Source organism: Lacinutrix chionoecetis (assembly GCF_053604665.1).
This window is the reverse complement of sequence record NZ_JBSHNQ010000065.1, coordinates 129,054-145,036: the sequence shown is the minus strand read 5'-3', so window position 1 is coordinate 145,036 and position 15,983 is coordinate 129,054. Positions and strand designations below refer to the sequence as shown.

At 32.6% G+C, this 15,983-nt stretch carries 18 protein-coding genes; 7 read left to right on the top strand and 11 right to left on the bottom strand.

Annotated features, from left to right (window positions below; translation table 11 throughout):
* Positions 1–87: 87 nt before the first annotated feature.
* The 3 genes from ACVC43_RS03165 to ACVC43_RS03155 are packed head-to-tail and all read left to right on the top strand — an operon-like array spanning position 88 to position 2,454.
* Positions 88–1,689, top strand: coding sequence for a class I SAM-dependent methyltransferase (locus ACVC43_RS03165; RefSeq protein ID WP_452223114.1), 1,602 nt, complete (start codon positions 88–90; stop codon positions 1,687–1,689).
* A gap of 4 nt (positions 1,690–1,693) precedes the next feature.
* Entirely contained in the window at positions 1,694–1,957 is a 264-nt protein-coding gene (locus tag ACVC43_RS03160) for a DUF202 domain-containing protein (protein WP_452223113.1), read from the top strand.
* An 8-nt stretch (positions 1,958–1,965) separates the two neighbouring features.
* A complete protein-coding gene (locus ACVC43_RS03155) occupies positions 1,966–2,454 on the top strand; it encodes an AAA family ATPase (RefSeq protein WP_452223112.1) in 489 nt (162 codons plus the stop codon).
* A 110-nt stretch (positions 2,455–2,564) separates the two neighbouring features.
* Here the strand turns inward: ACVC43_RS03155 and ACVC43_RS03150 are convergent, their stop codons facing one another.
* The gene (locus ACVC43_RS03150; protein ID WP_452223111.1) at positions 2,565–3,401 is read right to left on the bottom strand and encodes an alpha/beta fold hydrolase; all 837 of its coding nucleotides are present in this window, start codon (positions 3,399–3,401) and stop codon (positions 2,565–2,567) included.
* 186 nt (positions 3,402–3,587) lie between these two features.
* Here ACVC43_RS03150 and ACVC43_RS03145 point away from each other — a divergent pair, with 186 nt between their 5' ends.
* A complete protein-coding gene (locus ACVC43_RS03145) occupies positions 3,588–4,058 on the top strand; it encodes a hypothetical protein (protein ID WP_452223126.1) in 471 nt (156 codons plus the stop codon).
* Positions 4,059–4,220: 162 nt separating this feature from the next.
* Here the strand turns inward: ACVC43_RS03145 and ACVC43_RS03140 are convergent, their stop codons facing one another.
* The 10 genes from ACVC43_RS03140 to holA form a co-directional block, all read right to left on the bottom strand.
* On the bottom strand, positions 4,221–4,955 hold the full coding sequence (locus ACVC43_RS03140; RefSeq protein WP_452223110.1) for a hypothetical protein: 735 nt from the start codon (positions 4,953–4,955) through the stop codon (positions 4,221–4,223).
* Positions 4,956–5,131: 176 nt separating this feature from the next.
* Positions 5,132–5,761: an NAD(P)H-dependent oxidoreductase gene (locus tag ACVC43_RS03135; protein ID WP_452223109.1), complete on the bottom strand. Its 630-nt coding sequence runs from the start codon at positions 5,759–5,761 to the stop codon at positions 5,132–5,134.
* A gap of 14 nt (positions 5,762–5,775) precedes the next feature.
* Positions 5,776–6,498 (bottom strand): GNAT family N-acetyltransferase, encoded by a 723-nt coding sequence (locus ACVC43_RS03130; RefSeq protein WP_452223108.1) that lies wholly within the window; start codon positions 6,496–6,498, stop codon positions 5,776–5,778.
* A 171-nt stretch (positions 6,499–6,669) separates the two neighbouring features.
* Complete coding sequence (locus tag ACVC43_RS03125) at positions 6,670–7,119, bottom strand: DMT family transporter (RefSeq protein ID WP_452223107.1); 450 nt, start codon at positions 7,117–7,119, stop codon at positions 6,670–6,672.
* Between the two features lie 35 nt (positions 7,120–7,154).
* Positions 7,155–7,772, bottom strand: coding sequence for a Crp/Fnr family transcriptional regulator (locus ACVC43_RS03120; RefSeq protein WP_452223106.1), 618 nt, complete (start codon positions 7,770–7,772; stop codon positions 7,155–7,157).
* A gap of 160 nt (positions 7,773–7,932) precedes the next feature.
* Positions 7,933–9,354, bottom strand: a complete 1,422-nt coding sequence (locus ACVC43_RS03115) for an META domain-containing protein (RefSeq protein WP_452223105.1) — start codon at positions 9,352–9,354, stop codon at positions 7,933–7,935.
* A 120-nt stretch (positions 9,355–9,474) separates the two neighbouring features.
* The gene (locus tag ACVC43_RS03110; protein WP_452223104.1) at positions 9,475–10,035 is read right to left on the bottom strand and encodes a type 1 glutamine amidotransferase domain-containing protein; all 561 of its coding nucleotides are present in this window, start codon (positions 10,033–10,035) and stop codon (positions 9,475–9,477) included.
* A gap of 271 nt (positions 10,036–10,306) precedes the next feature.
* A complete protein-coding gene (locus ACVC43_RS03105) occupies positions 10,307–10,669 on the bottom strand; it encodes a cupin domain-containing protein (RefSeq protein WP_452223103.1) in 363 nt (120 codons plus the stop codon).
* 564 nt (positions 10,670–11,233) lie between these two features.
* Positions 11,234–11,569: a GIY-YIG nuclease family protein gene (locus tag ACVC43_RS03100; RefSeq protein ID WP_452223102.1), complete on the bottom strand. Its 336-nt coding sequence runs from the start codon at positions 11,567–11,569 to the stop codon at positions 11,234–11,236.
* Between the two features lie 523 nt (positions 11,570–12,092).
* Positions 12,093–13,097, bottom strand: a complete 1,005-nt coding sequence (gene holA / locus ACVC43_RS03095; protein ID WP_452223101.1) for a DNA polymerase III subunit delta — start codon at positions 13,095–13,097, stop codon at positions 12,093–12,095.
* A 123-nt stretch (positions 13,098–13,220) separates the two neighbouring features.
* Between holA and ACVC43_RS03090 the strand changes: the two genes are divergently transcribed.
* The 3 genes from ACVC43_RS03090 to ACVC43_RS03080 all read left to right on the top strand — a co-directional run bounded on the left by ACVC43_RS03090 (position 13,221) and on the right by ACVC43_RS03080 (position 15,821).
* On the top strand, positions 13,221–13,670 hold the full coding sequence (locus tag ACVC43_RS03090; protein WP_452223100.1) for a type I restriction enzyme HsdR N-terminal domain-containing protein: 450 nt from the start codon (positions 13,221–13,223) through the stop codon (positions 13,668–13,670).
* Positions 13,671–13,877: 207 nt separating this feature from the next.
* Positions 13,878–14,867: a glycosyltransferase gene (locus tag ACVC43_RS03085; RefSeq protein WP_452223099.1), complete on the top strand. Its 990-nt coding sequence runs from the start codon at positions 13,878–13,880 to the stop codon at positions 14,865–14,867.
* Positions 14,868–14,963: 96 nt separating this feature from the next.
* Positions 14,964–15,821 carry an OmpA/MotB family protein gene (locus ACVC43_RS03080; RefSeq protein WP_452223098.1) on the top strand — a complete coding sequence of 286 codons (858 nt, stop codon included), beginning with the start codon at positions 14,964–14,966 and terminating at the stop codon, positions 15,819–15,821.
* Positions 15,822–15,983: the final 162 nt, after the last annotated feature.

The following is a 15,983-nucleotide window of genomic DNA, read 5'->3' as shown; positions in this document are numbered from 1 at the left end:
AAAAATAAGAATATAAAATTCTTCCACAAAGCGCTTCAATTATTGTAAGCGCTTTTTTTATATCTTTAAATTCTAACACTTAACAAAATGCTAACCAAAAAAAACAAAGAAAAATTAAGAGGCACTATTTTTAGACATCTCGATGGTATTGCAACAGCTACCACCATGTTTGCATTACATAAAAAAGGTGTTTTAGAATTTTTATTACAGGAGGAATCTGTAAAACTTCGAAAAATAGCAGCACATTTTAAAGCTAATGAAGGCTATTTAAATGTCGCATTACGCATTGTATGTGCTCAAGGCTGGTTGCAACAAACTATAGACAATAAAAACGATGTTATAACCTTTTCCATAAATGAAAATAGTGAAACGGCTTTTAACTATGCGTATTTGTATGAAGATGCTGTGGAAGTTTTAAAATATGCTGTAAAATTTCCCGAAGAACGCATAAGCAGCGACGCTTTTATTGTTCTTGAACGCATATTTAAAAACTACGAAAATAATTTTAACCTCAACGCTTTTGAAGATTCTGATATACAAGAGCAAGTAGTAAAACATATTGAAGGCTGTATTGTGGCACCAATTACAGTACTGTTAGGTGTAAATGGTATGTTTCATAAATATTTTATGGAAGCCTCTTTTACTGCCGAAGAATACCATAAAAACCCAGAAAGCTTTAAAAAAATCTTAGATTTTTTAAGTGATATTGGTTGGTTTAAAAAGAAAAAAGGAACCTATCAGTTTACAGACGAAGGTTTGTTTTTTGCCAAACGCGCTTCGGCTTACGGTGTAACTGTCTCTTATTTACCAACGTTTTTGCAGTTAGACGACTTGCTTTTTGGTAATCCGCTAATTCTTAAAAACGACAATCCCGAAGACACCGAAAAACACGTACATAGAGAAATGAATGTTTGGGGAAGTGGTGGCGCTCATTCTACATATTTTAAAATTATAGATCAGGTAATTATAGAATTATTTAACAAACCCATAGACGAGCAGCCCAAAGGCATATTAGATATGGGTTGTGGTAATGGTGCGTTTATTCAGCATATATTCGATGTTATAGAACACCAAACCTTGCGTGGCAAATTACTGGAAGAACATCCGTTATTACTGGTAGGAGCCGATTTTAATAAAGCCGCATTAAAAGTAACCAGAGCCAATTTAATAAAAGCCGATATTTGGGCAAAAGTGATTTGGGGAGACATTGGCAGACCAGATTTACTAGCAAAAGACTTAAAAGAAGATTATAATATTAAGCTTAAAGATTTACTAAACGTACGTACGTTTTTAGACCATAATCGTATTTGGGAAACACCAAAACAGCCAACCAATCGTGTAAGCGATTCTACTGGCGCTTTTGCGCACAATGGTAAACGTATAAATAATAATTTGGTGGAAGATTCCCTGCTGGAACATTTACAAAAATGGAAACCATATGTGGAGCAATTTGGATTACTTATTATAGAGTTGCATACTATTAATCCGGAATTAACAGCACAAAACATTGGTAAAACCGCTGCCACAGCTTACGATGCTACGCATGGTTACAGCGACCAATATATTCTGGAAGTGGATGTGTTTAAGAAAATAGCCGAAGAAGCCGGGTTAAAACCAGATCCAAAATACTTTTCAAGGTTTCCAGATAGCGCGTTGGCAACTGTAAGTATTAATTTATTAAAAGGATAAAATTATGATTGACGACAACCAACTTACCACTCGAGATATATTAGCCATAGAACGAACAAAATTAGCTAACGAGCGTACTTTTCTTGCCTATTTTAGAACATTTGTCGTCTTCCTTGGTTTTGGTATATCGATTCTTAAACTTGAAATTTTGAGCGAGCTTAAAACCATGGGTATCCTGTTAACCGTTATATCGCCAATTATTTTAGTTATTGGTATTGCAAGACTATTTGCTACAAAAAACAGGATTAGAAGATATTACAAAAACTAATAACATTTATGATACATATAATAGCAGGAAATACAGGATCTGGGAAAACGACCTATGCACAGCATTTACGCGAAGAAAACAAAGGTATTGTGTTTTCTATAGATAAGTGGAACAACCGTTTATTTATGCCAGACAAAACCCAAGACGATGGTTTAGAATGGATGTTGGAACGTATTGATAGAAGCGAAAGCTTAATGATGCACTACATATTACAATTAGAACACAATGGCGTGGATTCTATTCTCGACTTAGGCTTTTCTAAATTCGAGCATCGGGAGAAATTTAGACTGTTTGCCTTAAAAAACAACATAGAATATAAACTACATTATTTAGATATTTCTATCGCTATAAGAAAAGACCGTGTTATTAAACGAAATACCGAAAAAGGAGTTACTTATGAATTTGAAGTAAAAATAGAAGATTTCGATTTTGTGGAAACTTATTTTGAAGCTCCAAGTCCTGCCGAATTAAAAGATGGCATACACATTAAACTATAAAAAACGCCTGCAATTGCAGGCGTTTCTTGTTATATTGATTTTCAATTTGAAAGTTCTCGATACAATTTCTCGTGCCTCGAAATCACTCGAACTGACAAGACTTAATTCTTTTAAGACTTTAAAAATTTCATTAAAATCTCATTCAGTTCTTCTTTATGCGTGACATTTAAACCGTGTGGTGCACCTTTTATAATTTCGTATTGCGAATTTTCAATGCCTTTTGCTGCTTGTTCGGCAGACGTTTTAATAGGTACTGTAGCATCGGCATCGCCATGCACTACTAAGGTTGGCACCTTTACGTTTTTAAGTTCTGGTCTAAAGTCGGTATGCATCCAAGCCAAAGCGGCCTCAATAGTTCCTCTTGGTGACGCGTGAGACGCCACGATAAAATCGTAATCTAAAACGGCCTGGCTAATACGGTCTTCTTTTTTATTCTCATCGAAGTTATAAAAGCCTTTATGGAACTCTTTTAAAAAGCCCACACGATCGTTTTCCAACGCCTCTTGTATGCCTTCTAAATCTTTTTCTGGCACGCCATCCGGATTATCGTCTTTCTGCTTCACCAACGGAACAATACTCGAAATTAAAGCTGCTTTAGCAATTTTACTATCGCCATAATCGGTTAAATAACGCACTACTTCGCCACCACCCATAGAAAAACCTACAATTACAGCGTTCTCTAATTTTAATTCTTCTATAAGTGCATTTAAATCGCTGGCTAAAGAGGAATAATCGTAACCATCCCAAGGTGCAGAGGAAATCCCGAAACCACGTCTATCGTAAGAAATACAACGGTAACCAGCTTCTACAATTTTCCAGACTTGGTGTTCCCAAGATTTTCGGCTTAATGGCCAACCGTGAATTAAAATAACTGGTTGTCCTTTACCGTAATCTTCGTAAAATATATCGACTTGTTCTTTGCTTTTTTTATTTGTTAAAAATGGCATATTGTTTTTGGTTTTTAGTTAATACTTGTTTTTTTTGCTGAAAAGTTCAGAATAGAAAAGATACTTATATTAAAAGTGAATTACTGTTAAAGGATTTTTAATTGTGAAAATTTTAAGTGTTATATTACCTTTTTAAAATAATAAGATTCCCGTTTTTGCGGGAACTTAAAAAATATTTTTTTTTTGATGAAAGCAGTTTCGGTAGTTACTATAAGAAAAGAATTAAAACACAAATCGAGTGAAGAACTTGCCGAGCTGTGTTTGCGTTTAGCACGTTTTAAAAAGGAAAACAAAGAGCTACTTACCTATTTGCTTTTTGAGGCCGATAGCGAAGCGGGTTATATAGAAACCGTGAAACAAGACATAGACGAACAGTTTGAAGCCATAAATACCAATAGCTATTTCTACATTAAAAAGAGCGTTCGTAAAATATTACGAAACACTAAAAAATACATTCGCTACTCGCTTAACAAAGAAACCGAAGTTGAGCTACTACTCTACTTTTGTAAAAAATTAAAAGCGATGTCGCCATCTATAAAACGAAACACCACACTACAAAATATCTACGATCGCAATATTGAAGCCATTACCAAAAAAGTTTTAAAATTGCATGAAGATTTGCAGTATGATTATAAGTTGGAATTGGAGGAAATGTAGAATAGATTTAGGAGTTTCGCTTAACGTTGTTGTATATGGTTTGTTGTGTGTTTCAAGCAACTAATTTAGTAAACAAAAACGAACGCGAGAAAATTCCGAAGGAATTTTCCAAATAGGCACTTGCCAAAGCAATTAAATATACACGGTGTTGTAACCAGTATTTTATTTATATGAGACGTTTATGTTCCAATTTTTCAAATTCTCAGATAAGTTGCTAAGAAATTCTTTTGTAAAATCCTCATATTCAACCTTGTCATTTATCACATCTATTTTATTTAATAAGATTTTAAAATTACTGAAATGTCCTTCTATTTCGTAATTTATATTACAAGTTAGATAAGATAAAATGCGGTCGTTTTTTAGTTCGTACTTATAACTAAAAATAGGCATTGAAAATCCTTCATCATCATTATATTCCTCATTATGATTTATTTTGCCAATTAACCATGTATCATAGTCATTATATTTAATTTGATATAAAGTGATTTTTATATTTGAGTTTAACAGTATTGAATTGTCGCTCTCAAAACTTAACTTTTTATTGAAAGAAAGACTGTCTGAAATTTGGATTTTATTCTGTTGTAATATTCCCTTTAATACTGATGAATTCATTTTTCCATTACCATGATAATAAGGTAAAGTTAATGCGTGGTAATAAAATGGGTTGAATTCTTTATTAGAACGACCTTCTTCATAGAATAAGGACATATCTTTATTAAATTGATTTACCCTTCCTTCTGTAAAGCTATCTTTCATCGTTATGGCATCTTTCCAAAGTGATGATGTATGCGAAATTAATAAATCGTTTAATACTATCGTTGATTCAAATTCTATCTTTTTTTCTGAGCATTGTGTCAAAAATAGAATTAATATAATTCCTGTGAGTGTTTTTTTCATAAATTGGTTACAATGTCCTCTGATAAAAAATCGTTTTAATGTTTTTTATCAATCGTTAAGCGAAGGTAGATTTTTAAAAACTGAAAATCAAGCGTTTAATTAAAGGAGTTGTTAACTTTTATCAACAAAAAAGCAGCTCTTTAGAGCCGCTTTTTATAATAACTATTTAATTTTTTTTAGATAGCATCAAACAACAACTCCATAGGTTTTCTTACTTTAGGTAAGTGTTGCATCTCATCGGTTTTACTTCTATAACCGATGGTTGCAATTACTGCAGCATTAAGTCCTTTGGCGTTTAAGCCTAATATGTTATTATAGGTTTCTGGATAGAAACCTTCCATTGGGCAAGCATCTATTTTTAAGTCTGCACAAATAGCCAATAGGTTTGCTAATGCAATATAAGTTTGGTGTTTACTCCAGTTAAAATGTTCTCTGGCAGACATTTCGGCCAATTTACTTTTCATAAAATCACCATAGTCTTTTAAATTATCTACTTTTAAATCTCTTGTTTTTGCAGTGAGTTTAATATAAGTATCTATAGTTTCAGCTTTAAAATTAGTATAATTACAAAACACGATAAGATGCGATGCTTCGGTAATTTGACTTTGGTTCCATGAAGCTGGAAATAATTGTTTCATTACTTCAGCATCTGTAATAATAAGTATTTTATATGGTTGCAAGCCGTAAGATGATGCCGATAATTGTATGGATTGCTTAATCTTTTCTATAGCTTCGGCTGACACCTTTTTTGTGGTATCAAATTGTTTTGTGGCATAACGCCATTCTTGTGTTTTTATATAATTCATTTTTTATGTTTTAATTAATTTAAGAGATAGTTTGTTAATAGAAAATCGTGAGAAAACCCTAATGTTTCATACATTGTTTTTGCTTTTTCCGAAGCCTGTAAAGTCACCAAATCTAAAATTGGATTATCTATAGCTTGGTTTAAAGCTTGATGCATAATTTCTCTCCCAAAGCCTTTTTTTCTCATGGATGGTATAACGCCTAAACTATGTATACCCAATACATGGTCTGTAACATAATAAACAATGGTGCCAACCAATTGTTGGTTATGGTAGATAATAAAATAGTCTGCAGCATCTTTTGTTTTATAAACAGTTTCAGCGCTTATGCTGTATTGAAACGCTTGGTAAAAAGCTTGACTCCAGGTTTCTGCGTCTTGTTGTGATTTTACTTTTATAAAATCGATTTCTCTATGTGTCTCAAAACTATCCCTGAGTACTAAACTCATTCCATATTGTTTAGAGTTCTGTTTAAAATTATGATTGGAGATTAGTTTTTTTTCGGTATCATTAGCATTCAATATTGAAAAGGTTGTGCCTTTTTCTTGCTTCATTTTAAGCATTATTATATTCAAATGCGCTTGTGAAAGTGGTGCGTTTTTCCAAATACGGTTTGGCCATTGTGTTTGCTTTACGTGTGCATAACAGAATGCCTCTTTTTCATTATAATTATAAAACGCTTTACCTGCAAGCGTCCATAAGCTTGTAAGGTTATTTATGTTTAGTTGAATCTTGTCCATCGTTAAATTAATTATTTATTTATATAACACTAAAGCACTTAAATTTCCAGCTTCTCGTGGTAAATAGTATTGAATTTATTTGTTTATTAGTAAATAAACTGGTTTTGTTTTTGATTGTTTTTAGCGTAATTATTTTGTTGATTGAAGCATTTTTAGACCTTAATTCTATGTTTATTTAGAATTAATGAGCACAATACCAATTATCATGGCACATGCACCAATAGCTCTTTTTGTTGTAATGGGTTCTACAGGAAGATTTAGCCATCCAAATTTTCCAGCGATTAGCGAAAAAATAAGTTGACCGCAAAGTCCTAAGGCTATCATTCGGGAAATTCCTAATTTTGGAATGGTATAGAAATAGAGAGAAATACCAACCACACTAAACAAACCACCAACAAACCACAAATACCATGGCACTTGAGTCATGGTTGTAAGCTGCAAAGTATCTCTACTAAATAATAAGATAAAAATACTTCCAAAAATAACACTTGCAATAGATGTTGAAATTGCTGCAGCGACTGGTTGTTTTAAAATGGATCCTAATTGGGTGTTATATCCTGCTTGTACTGCAAGAAAAACACCGCCTATAAATGCTAAAAGATAAAATGGTAATAGTTTCATACTGTAAAGGTGTCGATAATTATCGACCTTATTCTCTACATATGTTGATTATTAGCAGATTTCTTTAAATCATTACGAATACGGCTTAACTGAGTTGGAGTAACACCTAAATGAGACGCGATATAATGTAACGGAATACGCGTTTCTATATTTGGATGCGTAGTTATAAAATTGAGATAGCGTTCTTTAGTACTTTTCATAACGATTTCAATTTCTCGTTTTTCTTTATCAAGTACCCAGTTTTTTTCGAGATAAGCGATATAAAAATCTTTTAAATCTAAGTTAGCATCTATAAGTTCTCTATATTTTTTATAATTATAAGTAATTAAAATGGCTTCTTCTATAACTTCCAATGCAAAACGAGAAGGTGCATTATTTAAAGTTGACACTTTAGAACCTACAAAATCGCCTTCAAGAAAAATATTTTTGTGGTACAGACTACCATCTTTATTTAAATAATAAGATACAATTGCTCCTTTAAAAAGTATATGTGAATGTTTAGATGTTTTACCTACTGGTAGTAACTGTGTTCCTTTTTTTAGATGCTGAATTTTAGAAATTGCAAATAATGCATCTACCGATGTGTCTTCTACTTTGTGATAGCGTTCTAAAACACTTTTAATAAACAGCTTATAGGTGTTATTTTGAATCATATTATAAATTTGCACTTAATATCTAACAAATTTAGATTTTTAAAATTTAATATTGTTTTGCTTAAATTAAACAGATTCAAATGTTCTAATAATTTATTATACTAAAAAAAGCAACGCTTACACGTCGCTTATTCTTTAAATTTAGTTGTAAACTAAAATATCAATCCACCTTTTTATATCGTAAAACCTCATCACCTTCAGTATTAAAAAGGGTGAGTTCGAGGTTATTAAGTTTATAGGTTTGTACTTCGCTTAAATACTTACCTACTTGGTTTGTTAGTTTCATGTTCAGGCAGGCTTTTTCGGTACTTATTAAAGCTTTAAACGTTAAGTTTTTAGTATCTGCTGTTTTAATGTCTCCAGAAAAGGTGTTACAACCATCGCTACCCATCACGCGGTTAGTCCTTAAATTAAGTTCTAAATTTGGATGTTGATTGTAGTCTTTTGGGTTTATAGTCTCTCCTTTTACAGCTTGTAATGCCCAAATATCATGGAGTCTTAATGTTTTGTCCATAGTTTTGTCTAATACTTTTATTAAACTGTAATTAATAGACGAAGCATCTGCTGGCACTTGGTTTGCGGGACGTTGTTCTTCTTTTACAATTAATTTATATGTGTAACCTGGCTCGAAAGTAAAGCCTTTAATGCTACTGTAAAATAACTGCCAGCCGTTTGGTTGTAATGTTTCTCCTCTTTGAATTTGCAAACAGCTTTGTTTGCCAACGCCTGTACATTCTGCTCTTTTAGAATGTACCCAATAAAAATACTCTCCATCTTTTAATTCTTGAGACATTGCCATGCTTTTGTTTAGTACATATTTATCTGCTAATGCTCCAGTAATAACATTGCCTGTGTTGTCTAATTTCACCAGTTTGTTTTCCATAACCTGAAATTGGTGATTTACAGACGTTTTACCATCCACGTTAAGTGTAATGCCATTGCCTTTTTCGTTCCAATTAAAGGTACCAGTTTCATTAAACGCGTTGTTATCCTTTCCTAAATATATGCTTTTTAATTGGTACGTTTTATCTTGATTTAATACCAGTTCGGTTGCTATACCTTCGCAATCTGCGCAAGGCATTGTACCTTTATACGTTCCAAACCAATCTAACGCATTGCTACTGTTATGTGCAACTGCCATGTCTTTGTTTTCTTTGGTATAACGCAACACTTCGGTATTGTTTGCATTAAAAAGTAATAATTTAGAATCTTCAATTTTAAAAGTAACCACCTCACTTAATGCATTGTTTATTTGCTGTGACAGTTCCATATTTGGGCATGCCATTTTTGTGCCTGCAAAGGTTGAAAAGGTTAATTTGTTATCCTCCAACGTATCGATTGCACCAGAAAACTGATTACAACCATCGTTTCCAGAAGCACGGTTTTCGGGAATATTAAGTTGCAGATTAGGTTTTTTCATTAGCATATTGGCATCAAACTGGTTTCCATTAATGGTACTTAATGTCCAAGAACCATTTAATTGGGTTGCATCTGTGGATGCCTTGTTATTTTTTACTCCGTTACACGAAGCCAGAATAATGGCCAACAACAGAATCTGACATTTTATTAGTAGTGTTTTCATTTGTTTTAATTTTACTGTTATTTTTAGTTTAAAATAACACAAGTTGGTTTTTGTGTTGTAAACCAAAAAAAGCAAGTCGGTTTACGACATTGCTTTTTTAGGATCTGGGATATTTTTTTATTATGCTAATTGTTCTGAATGTTTACCTTCGTAAACTTCCTCTACCAATTTAGCATTAAAGGCAGGTAAATCGTTTGGATTTCTGCTGGTTACTAAACCGTGATCGCAAACAACTTCTTGGTCGTACCACTTAGCACCTGCATTCTCGATATCTGTTTTAATAGAATCGTAAGATGTTACTTTACGTCCTTCTAAAACTCCCGCTTCTGCCAGTAACCAAGGTGCGTGACAAATAGCGCCTACAGGTTTATGGTTTGTAAAAAACGACTTAACAAAATCTATAGCTTTCTTTTCTTTTCTTAATGTGTCTGGATTAATAACGCCTCCTGGTAACATTAATGCGTTGTAATCGCTATGTGAAACCTCATCTAACGTTTTATCTACTTTATAACTGTTACTCCAATTACCATCTGCCCATCCTTTAATTTCTCCTTTTTCAAGTGAAACAATGTGTACAGTTGCTCCAGCTTCTTCTAAAGCTTTTTTTGGTTCTCTTAATTCGCTTTCCTCAAATCCATTAGTTGCTAAAATCGCAACGGTCTTTTTATTTAAATTTTCCATTTTTAGTGTTTTAAGATTAGTAATTTTTGTTACTCAAATATACTATGAATTAAGGCATTAAGAGAATTTACAATACAGTTTAACTTGACTTTAGTATGAGATGTTAAAGAACCTTGAACGAATGTTAAATAAGTGATGAGAGTGTTAAAAGAATTAGGGATTAGGAATTAGGAATAAGTGATGAGAGTGTTAAAAGAATTAGGGATTAGGAATTAGGGATTAAGAATTAGGGATTAGGGATTAGGGTGTCTTTTAATAGGATACTAATCTATTACTTTGGCTCAATAATTAAAAATACAGCAGTACTGTCGCCAACATTAAGTACTTCGTGTTCACTTACTTCGGTTTTAGACCAACTGCCACCAGTAGCAACAGGAACGTTTCGTATCCCTTTACTATCTGATATTTTAAAGGTGCTTCCTGCTATGGTATATCCAAAATGCGGTTTGTGGTAGTGCTTTTCATGACCTACGTTTGGAGGAAAGGTGCATTTTAGCACACGTTGGTCTTTGGTGTCGCTTAATACTTCGCATACTTTTTTACCACTCCATCCTGCTTCTAAAGGATCTGGAAGGGTTTGGGTTGTTTTGCAGGAAAATACGAGTGTTATAATTATTAGTAGTAGTTTTTTCATATTTCGAATAGCGCAGTGTGACCGTGGTTTTTTTATAGTTGCAATATTAAATAAACTTAAGCATTTATAGTTACAATTATTCTAAAAAGACAATCATTATGGTAATGTCAGTCTGAGCTTGTCGAAGACTTTTTTTGATATTTTTTTATTAAACACTTCGACAGGCTCAGTGTGACAGTGGTATTTAGATTTGTCATTGTAATAAACTTAAACATTTATAGTTTCAATTATCTAAAAAAGACAATTATTATTACAATGTCAGTCTGAGCTTGTCGAAGACTGGTCTCGTTGACTTGTGTTATTACACTTCGACAGGCTCAGTGTGACCATAGTGGTTTTTATAGTTGTAATATTAAATAAACTTAAGAATTTATAGTTTCAATTATTCAAAAAAAACAATTCCTATTGTAATGTCAGTCTGAGCTTGTCGAAGACTGGTCTCGTTGACTTGTGTTATTACACTTCGACAGGCTCAGTGTGACAGTGGTATTTAGATTTGTCATTGTAAATAAACTAAGCATCTATAGTTTCAATTATATTAAAAAGACAATTACTATGGTAATGTCAGTCTGAGTTTGTCGAAGACTGGTCTCGTTTACTCGGATGCCCATACTCGGTATAATTTTTAGAAAATTCAATTAAATCCTGCCATTTTTCATCAATCAAAGCCTTTTTCTTTTTTTTAGTCCAACCCTTAATTTGTTTTTCAATTTTAATAGCTTCAGTTGGGTTTGTGCATTGTAAATACCATACTAAAATTATTGGTAATCGGCTTGCTGTGTAACTATCTCTACTTCTTTTTGTTTTATGCTGAGTTATCCTTCTATCCAAGTCATTAGTCATTCCTGTGTAATATGAATTGTCAGAGCATAATAATATGTAGACGTAGTAAAATTTCATTTTAAAATAAATTAAACTTCGACAGGCTCAGTGTGACTGTAGTTTTTATGATTGTCATATTAAATATAATTAAAAAAATATATAGTTTCAATTATCTAAAAAAGACAATTCCTTTCTCAATGTCAGTCTGAGCTTGTCGAAGACTGGTCTCGTTGACTTGTGTTATTACACTTCGACAGGCTCAGTGTGACAGTCGTATTTAGATTTGTCATTGTAAATAAACTAAGCATCTATAGTTTCAATTATATTAAAAAGACAATTACTATGGTAATGTCAGTCTGATCTTGTCGAAGACTATTTTTTTATACTTATTTATTAAACACTTCGACAGGCTCAGTGTGACAGTCGTATTTAAATTTGTCATTGTAAATAAACTTAACCTCTATAGTTTCAATTACCTAAAAGGCAATTATTATTACGATGTCAGTCTGAGCTTGTCGAAGACTATTCTGGTTCTTTGTTTTACACTTCGACAAACTCAGTGTGACAGTGGTATTTAAAGGATTAAATAAGATTACACATCCTAATTTAAAATCCGTACCAACAGTTCTTTTAATAAATCCTTTTGCGGTACAGCATTAGAATTTACACCTTTACTTTTTACATCGAACTCACGTAACGTGGCAACTACTCCACTTACTTTTCGCATTGGAAAATTACGTGCAGCTTCTAAATACTCGTTAACAAAATAAGGGTTTACTCGCAATGCTGAAGCTACGCTTCGTGGTGATTTATCATTCATACCATGCAATTGCAGTAATTGTGAAAAGAAATTAAACAGCAAAGAAACGGTAACCACCATTGGGTTATCTTTTGGGTTGTCTCCAAAATAAGTTACAATTTTAAACGCTTTGGCATCATTACGGGAGCCAATAGCTTTTCGTAATTCGAAATTGTTGTAATCTTTACTTATACCAATATTTTCTTCGATATGTAGTGGCGAAATTTCGGTACCTTCTGGCAACACAATTTGAAGCTTTTCTAATTCATTGTTAATCTTACTTAAATTGGTGCCCAAAAACTCCACTAACATCTGCGATGCTTTCGGTGCTATTTTATAGCCTTTAGTTGCAAGGGTTCTTCTAATCCAATCTGGAACCTGATTGTCGTAGAGCTTTTTACTTTCGAAAACCACTCCAGATTTTTTAATGGCTTTGTAAACGGCTTTGCGCTTATCGACAGTTTTATACTTATAGCAAATTACCAATACCGTTGACGGTTGTGGATTTTTAGCATAATCTGCTAACTTATCGATGGTTCGCGATAAATCTTGGGCCTCTTTTACAACAACCACCTGTTTATCTGCCATCATTGGAAAGCGTTTAGCATTACCAACGATGTCTTCTATCGTAACATCGCGACCATACAAAACCATTTGGTTAAAACCGCGTTCTTCCTCTGCCAGAACATGATCTTCTATATAATCTGAAATTTTATCAATATAGTAAGCCTCCTCACCCATTAGTAAGTAAATAGGAGCAAGTTTTTTGTTCTTTATGTCGATTACCAGTTGCTTTACTTCGTCCAAAATTTTAATAGCGTTGGTGTTGTCAGTTCGAGTTTTGGCCATTTGCCGAAGTACCGAGAACTTCCCGATAAAATTTTTTATCAAAAATCACTCGAAATGACGTTATAATTATAAATTTGTATAGTGCAAGAATTAAATTTTCCTACATATTCATTTCGTTTCAAAAATAGCGAAAATAAAGTATCTATATTCGATGCTATTCGTAAAAAATTTGTGATTTTACAACCCGAAGAATGGGTTCGCCAACACTGTGTTAAGTTTTTAATGGAAGAAAAAGGATATCCTAAATCACTGATTAATGTTGAAAAGGAACTGAAAATTAACGATTTAAAGAAGCGTTATGATATTGTGATATTTAATACCGATGGTAGTATTCATTTAATTGTAGAATGCAAAGCACCAAAAATTAAAGTGAATCAGCATACTTTTGATCAAATTGCGAGGTATAATTTAGCTTTAAATGCCACGTATTTAATGGTTACTAACGGATTAAATCATTATTATTGCGTTATGGATTTTGAAGCCGAAAAATATCATTTTTTACAGGATATTCCAAAGTACAATGAACAGTGAGCTGTTAGCTGTTAGCTGTTAGCTGTTAGCTGTTAGCTGTTAGCTGTTAGCTGTTAGCTGTTAGCTGTTAGCTGTTAGCTGTTAGCTGTTAGCTGTTAGCTGTTAGCTGTTAGCTGTTAGCAGAAAAATAAAACTTTAAACTTTTAAACGATATAACTTTTAACTTTCAAACTTTCAATTTTTTAACATTTTAACTCTACATCTTTTTTGAAAATAGCAGTCGTCATATTAAACTGGAATGGTAAAGCACTTTTGCAAAAGTTTTTACCTTCTATAATAGCCCATTCACAGGAAGCTAATATTTATGTGGCCGATAATGCCTCGACCGACGATTCTGTGGCATTTATAAAATCTGAATTCCCTCAAATTAAAATCATTGAAAACACAGAGAATGGTGGTTATGCTAAGGGTTATAACGATGCGCTTAAACATTTAGATGAAGATATTTTCTGCTTAGTAAATAGCGACATTGAAGTTACAAAAAACTGGCTCGCTCCTGTTATCGACACCTTTAAAAAAGAAGCTAGTACAGCCATTATTCAACCTAAAATATTAGATTATAAAAAGAAATCGCACTTTGAGTATGCTGGTGCGGCTGGTGGGTTTATAGATAAATATGGTTATCCGTTTTGCAGAGGTCGTATTCTCGATACAGTGGAGGAAGACCAAGCGCAATACAATAACAATTGTAAAATATTTTGGGCATCTGGTGCTTGTTTTTTTATTAGAAAAAATGTTTTTAATACTTTAAATGGTTTCGATGAAACCTTTTTTGCCCATATGGAAGAAATAGATTTGTGCTGGCGTGCCTATAACTTGGGTTATACTGCAAAATTTGTTTGGCAATCGTCTGTTTACCATGTTGGTGGTGCAACACTTGATGCTTCAAGCCCGAAAAAATCCTATTTAAATTTTAGAAACAGTTTATTTACCCTTACTAAAAATGCTTCAGGGAATCTTTTTTTATTAATTGTTATGCGTTTACTTTTAGACGGTTTAGCCTCACTTAAATTTTTATTTTCTTTTAAGTTCTCGCATATTTTTAGTATTTTAAAAGCACATTGTAGTTACTATTTAGCACTCCCTCGACTTTTGAAACAGCGTAAATTACTTACACAAAAAAATGGATATTTCTACAAAAAACACATTGTTTACAGCTATTTCGGACAAAAAAAGCGTCATTTCGCTCAATTATAGCCCATTTTAGCAAAAGTTTTGTTAATACTTATTTTAACATTTAAAAATCGATTACTTTTATATCATTAATCTAAAAAACTTATATCAACAATAATTATGAAAAAACTAATATTATGCGGTGCATTAGCACTATTATCTTTAAGCTCATGTGTCTCTAAAAAGGATTTTATGGCACTTGAGGAGAAACAAAAAGAAACTCAGGACTTATTAAATACTGCTACAGTTAAACTAAATCAGTGTTTAGCAGACGAGGCTGCATCTGCTGCTCGTTTACAAGAGTTAAAAGACCGTTTAGCAGATATGAAATCTAACAATCAAGCGTTAATAGAATCTTCTAAGGATCTTACTGTTTTAACTACACAAGGTGCTAAAAACGTCGAGAAATCTTTAGAAAGTTTAAAAGAAAAAGATTTAAAAATCTCACGTTTACAAGATGCTTTAAACAAAAAAGATAGCGTAACGTTAGCTTTAGTAACAAGTTTAAAGAAAGAAGTTGGATTAAATGATGAAGATATTGAAATTAATGTTGAAAAGAGTGTTGTATTTATCTCATTATCTGATAAATTATTATTTAAAAGTGGAAGCTATAACATTACAAACAGAGCGACCGAAATTTTAGGTAAAGTTGCCACAGTTATTAATGGTAAACCTAATTTTGAAGCGATGGTTGAGGGTCATACAGACAATGTACCCTACAAAAGTGGTGTGTTATTAGACAACTGGGACTTAAGTGTAAAACGTAGTACTGCTATTGTTCGTGCATTACAGGATTTAGGTGTGGACCCAAAGCAATTAATTGCTGCAGGTCGTGGAGATTATTTACCTTTAGTACCTAATACAACAGCCGAAAACAGAGCTACCAACAGAAGAACAAAAATTTACATTTTACCAAAAATCGATCAATTTTATGAAATGATTGAAACGGAAATGAAAACCTTATCTGAAGGAAACTAAATAGTAAGTTTATAATATTAAAAAGCTCAATCGTAAGATTGGGCTTTTTTTGTTTAATAGAAATTTAGAATAAACAATTTGACTAATGTAAATGCGATTAGTCGAAAAAATGATGTTTCAAAACAAAAAAAATTATTAATTTAAATATAATTTTAAATCGTG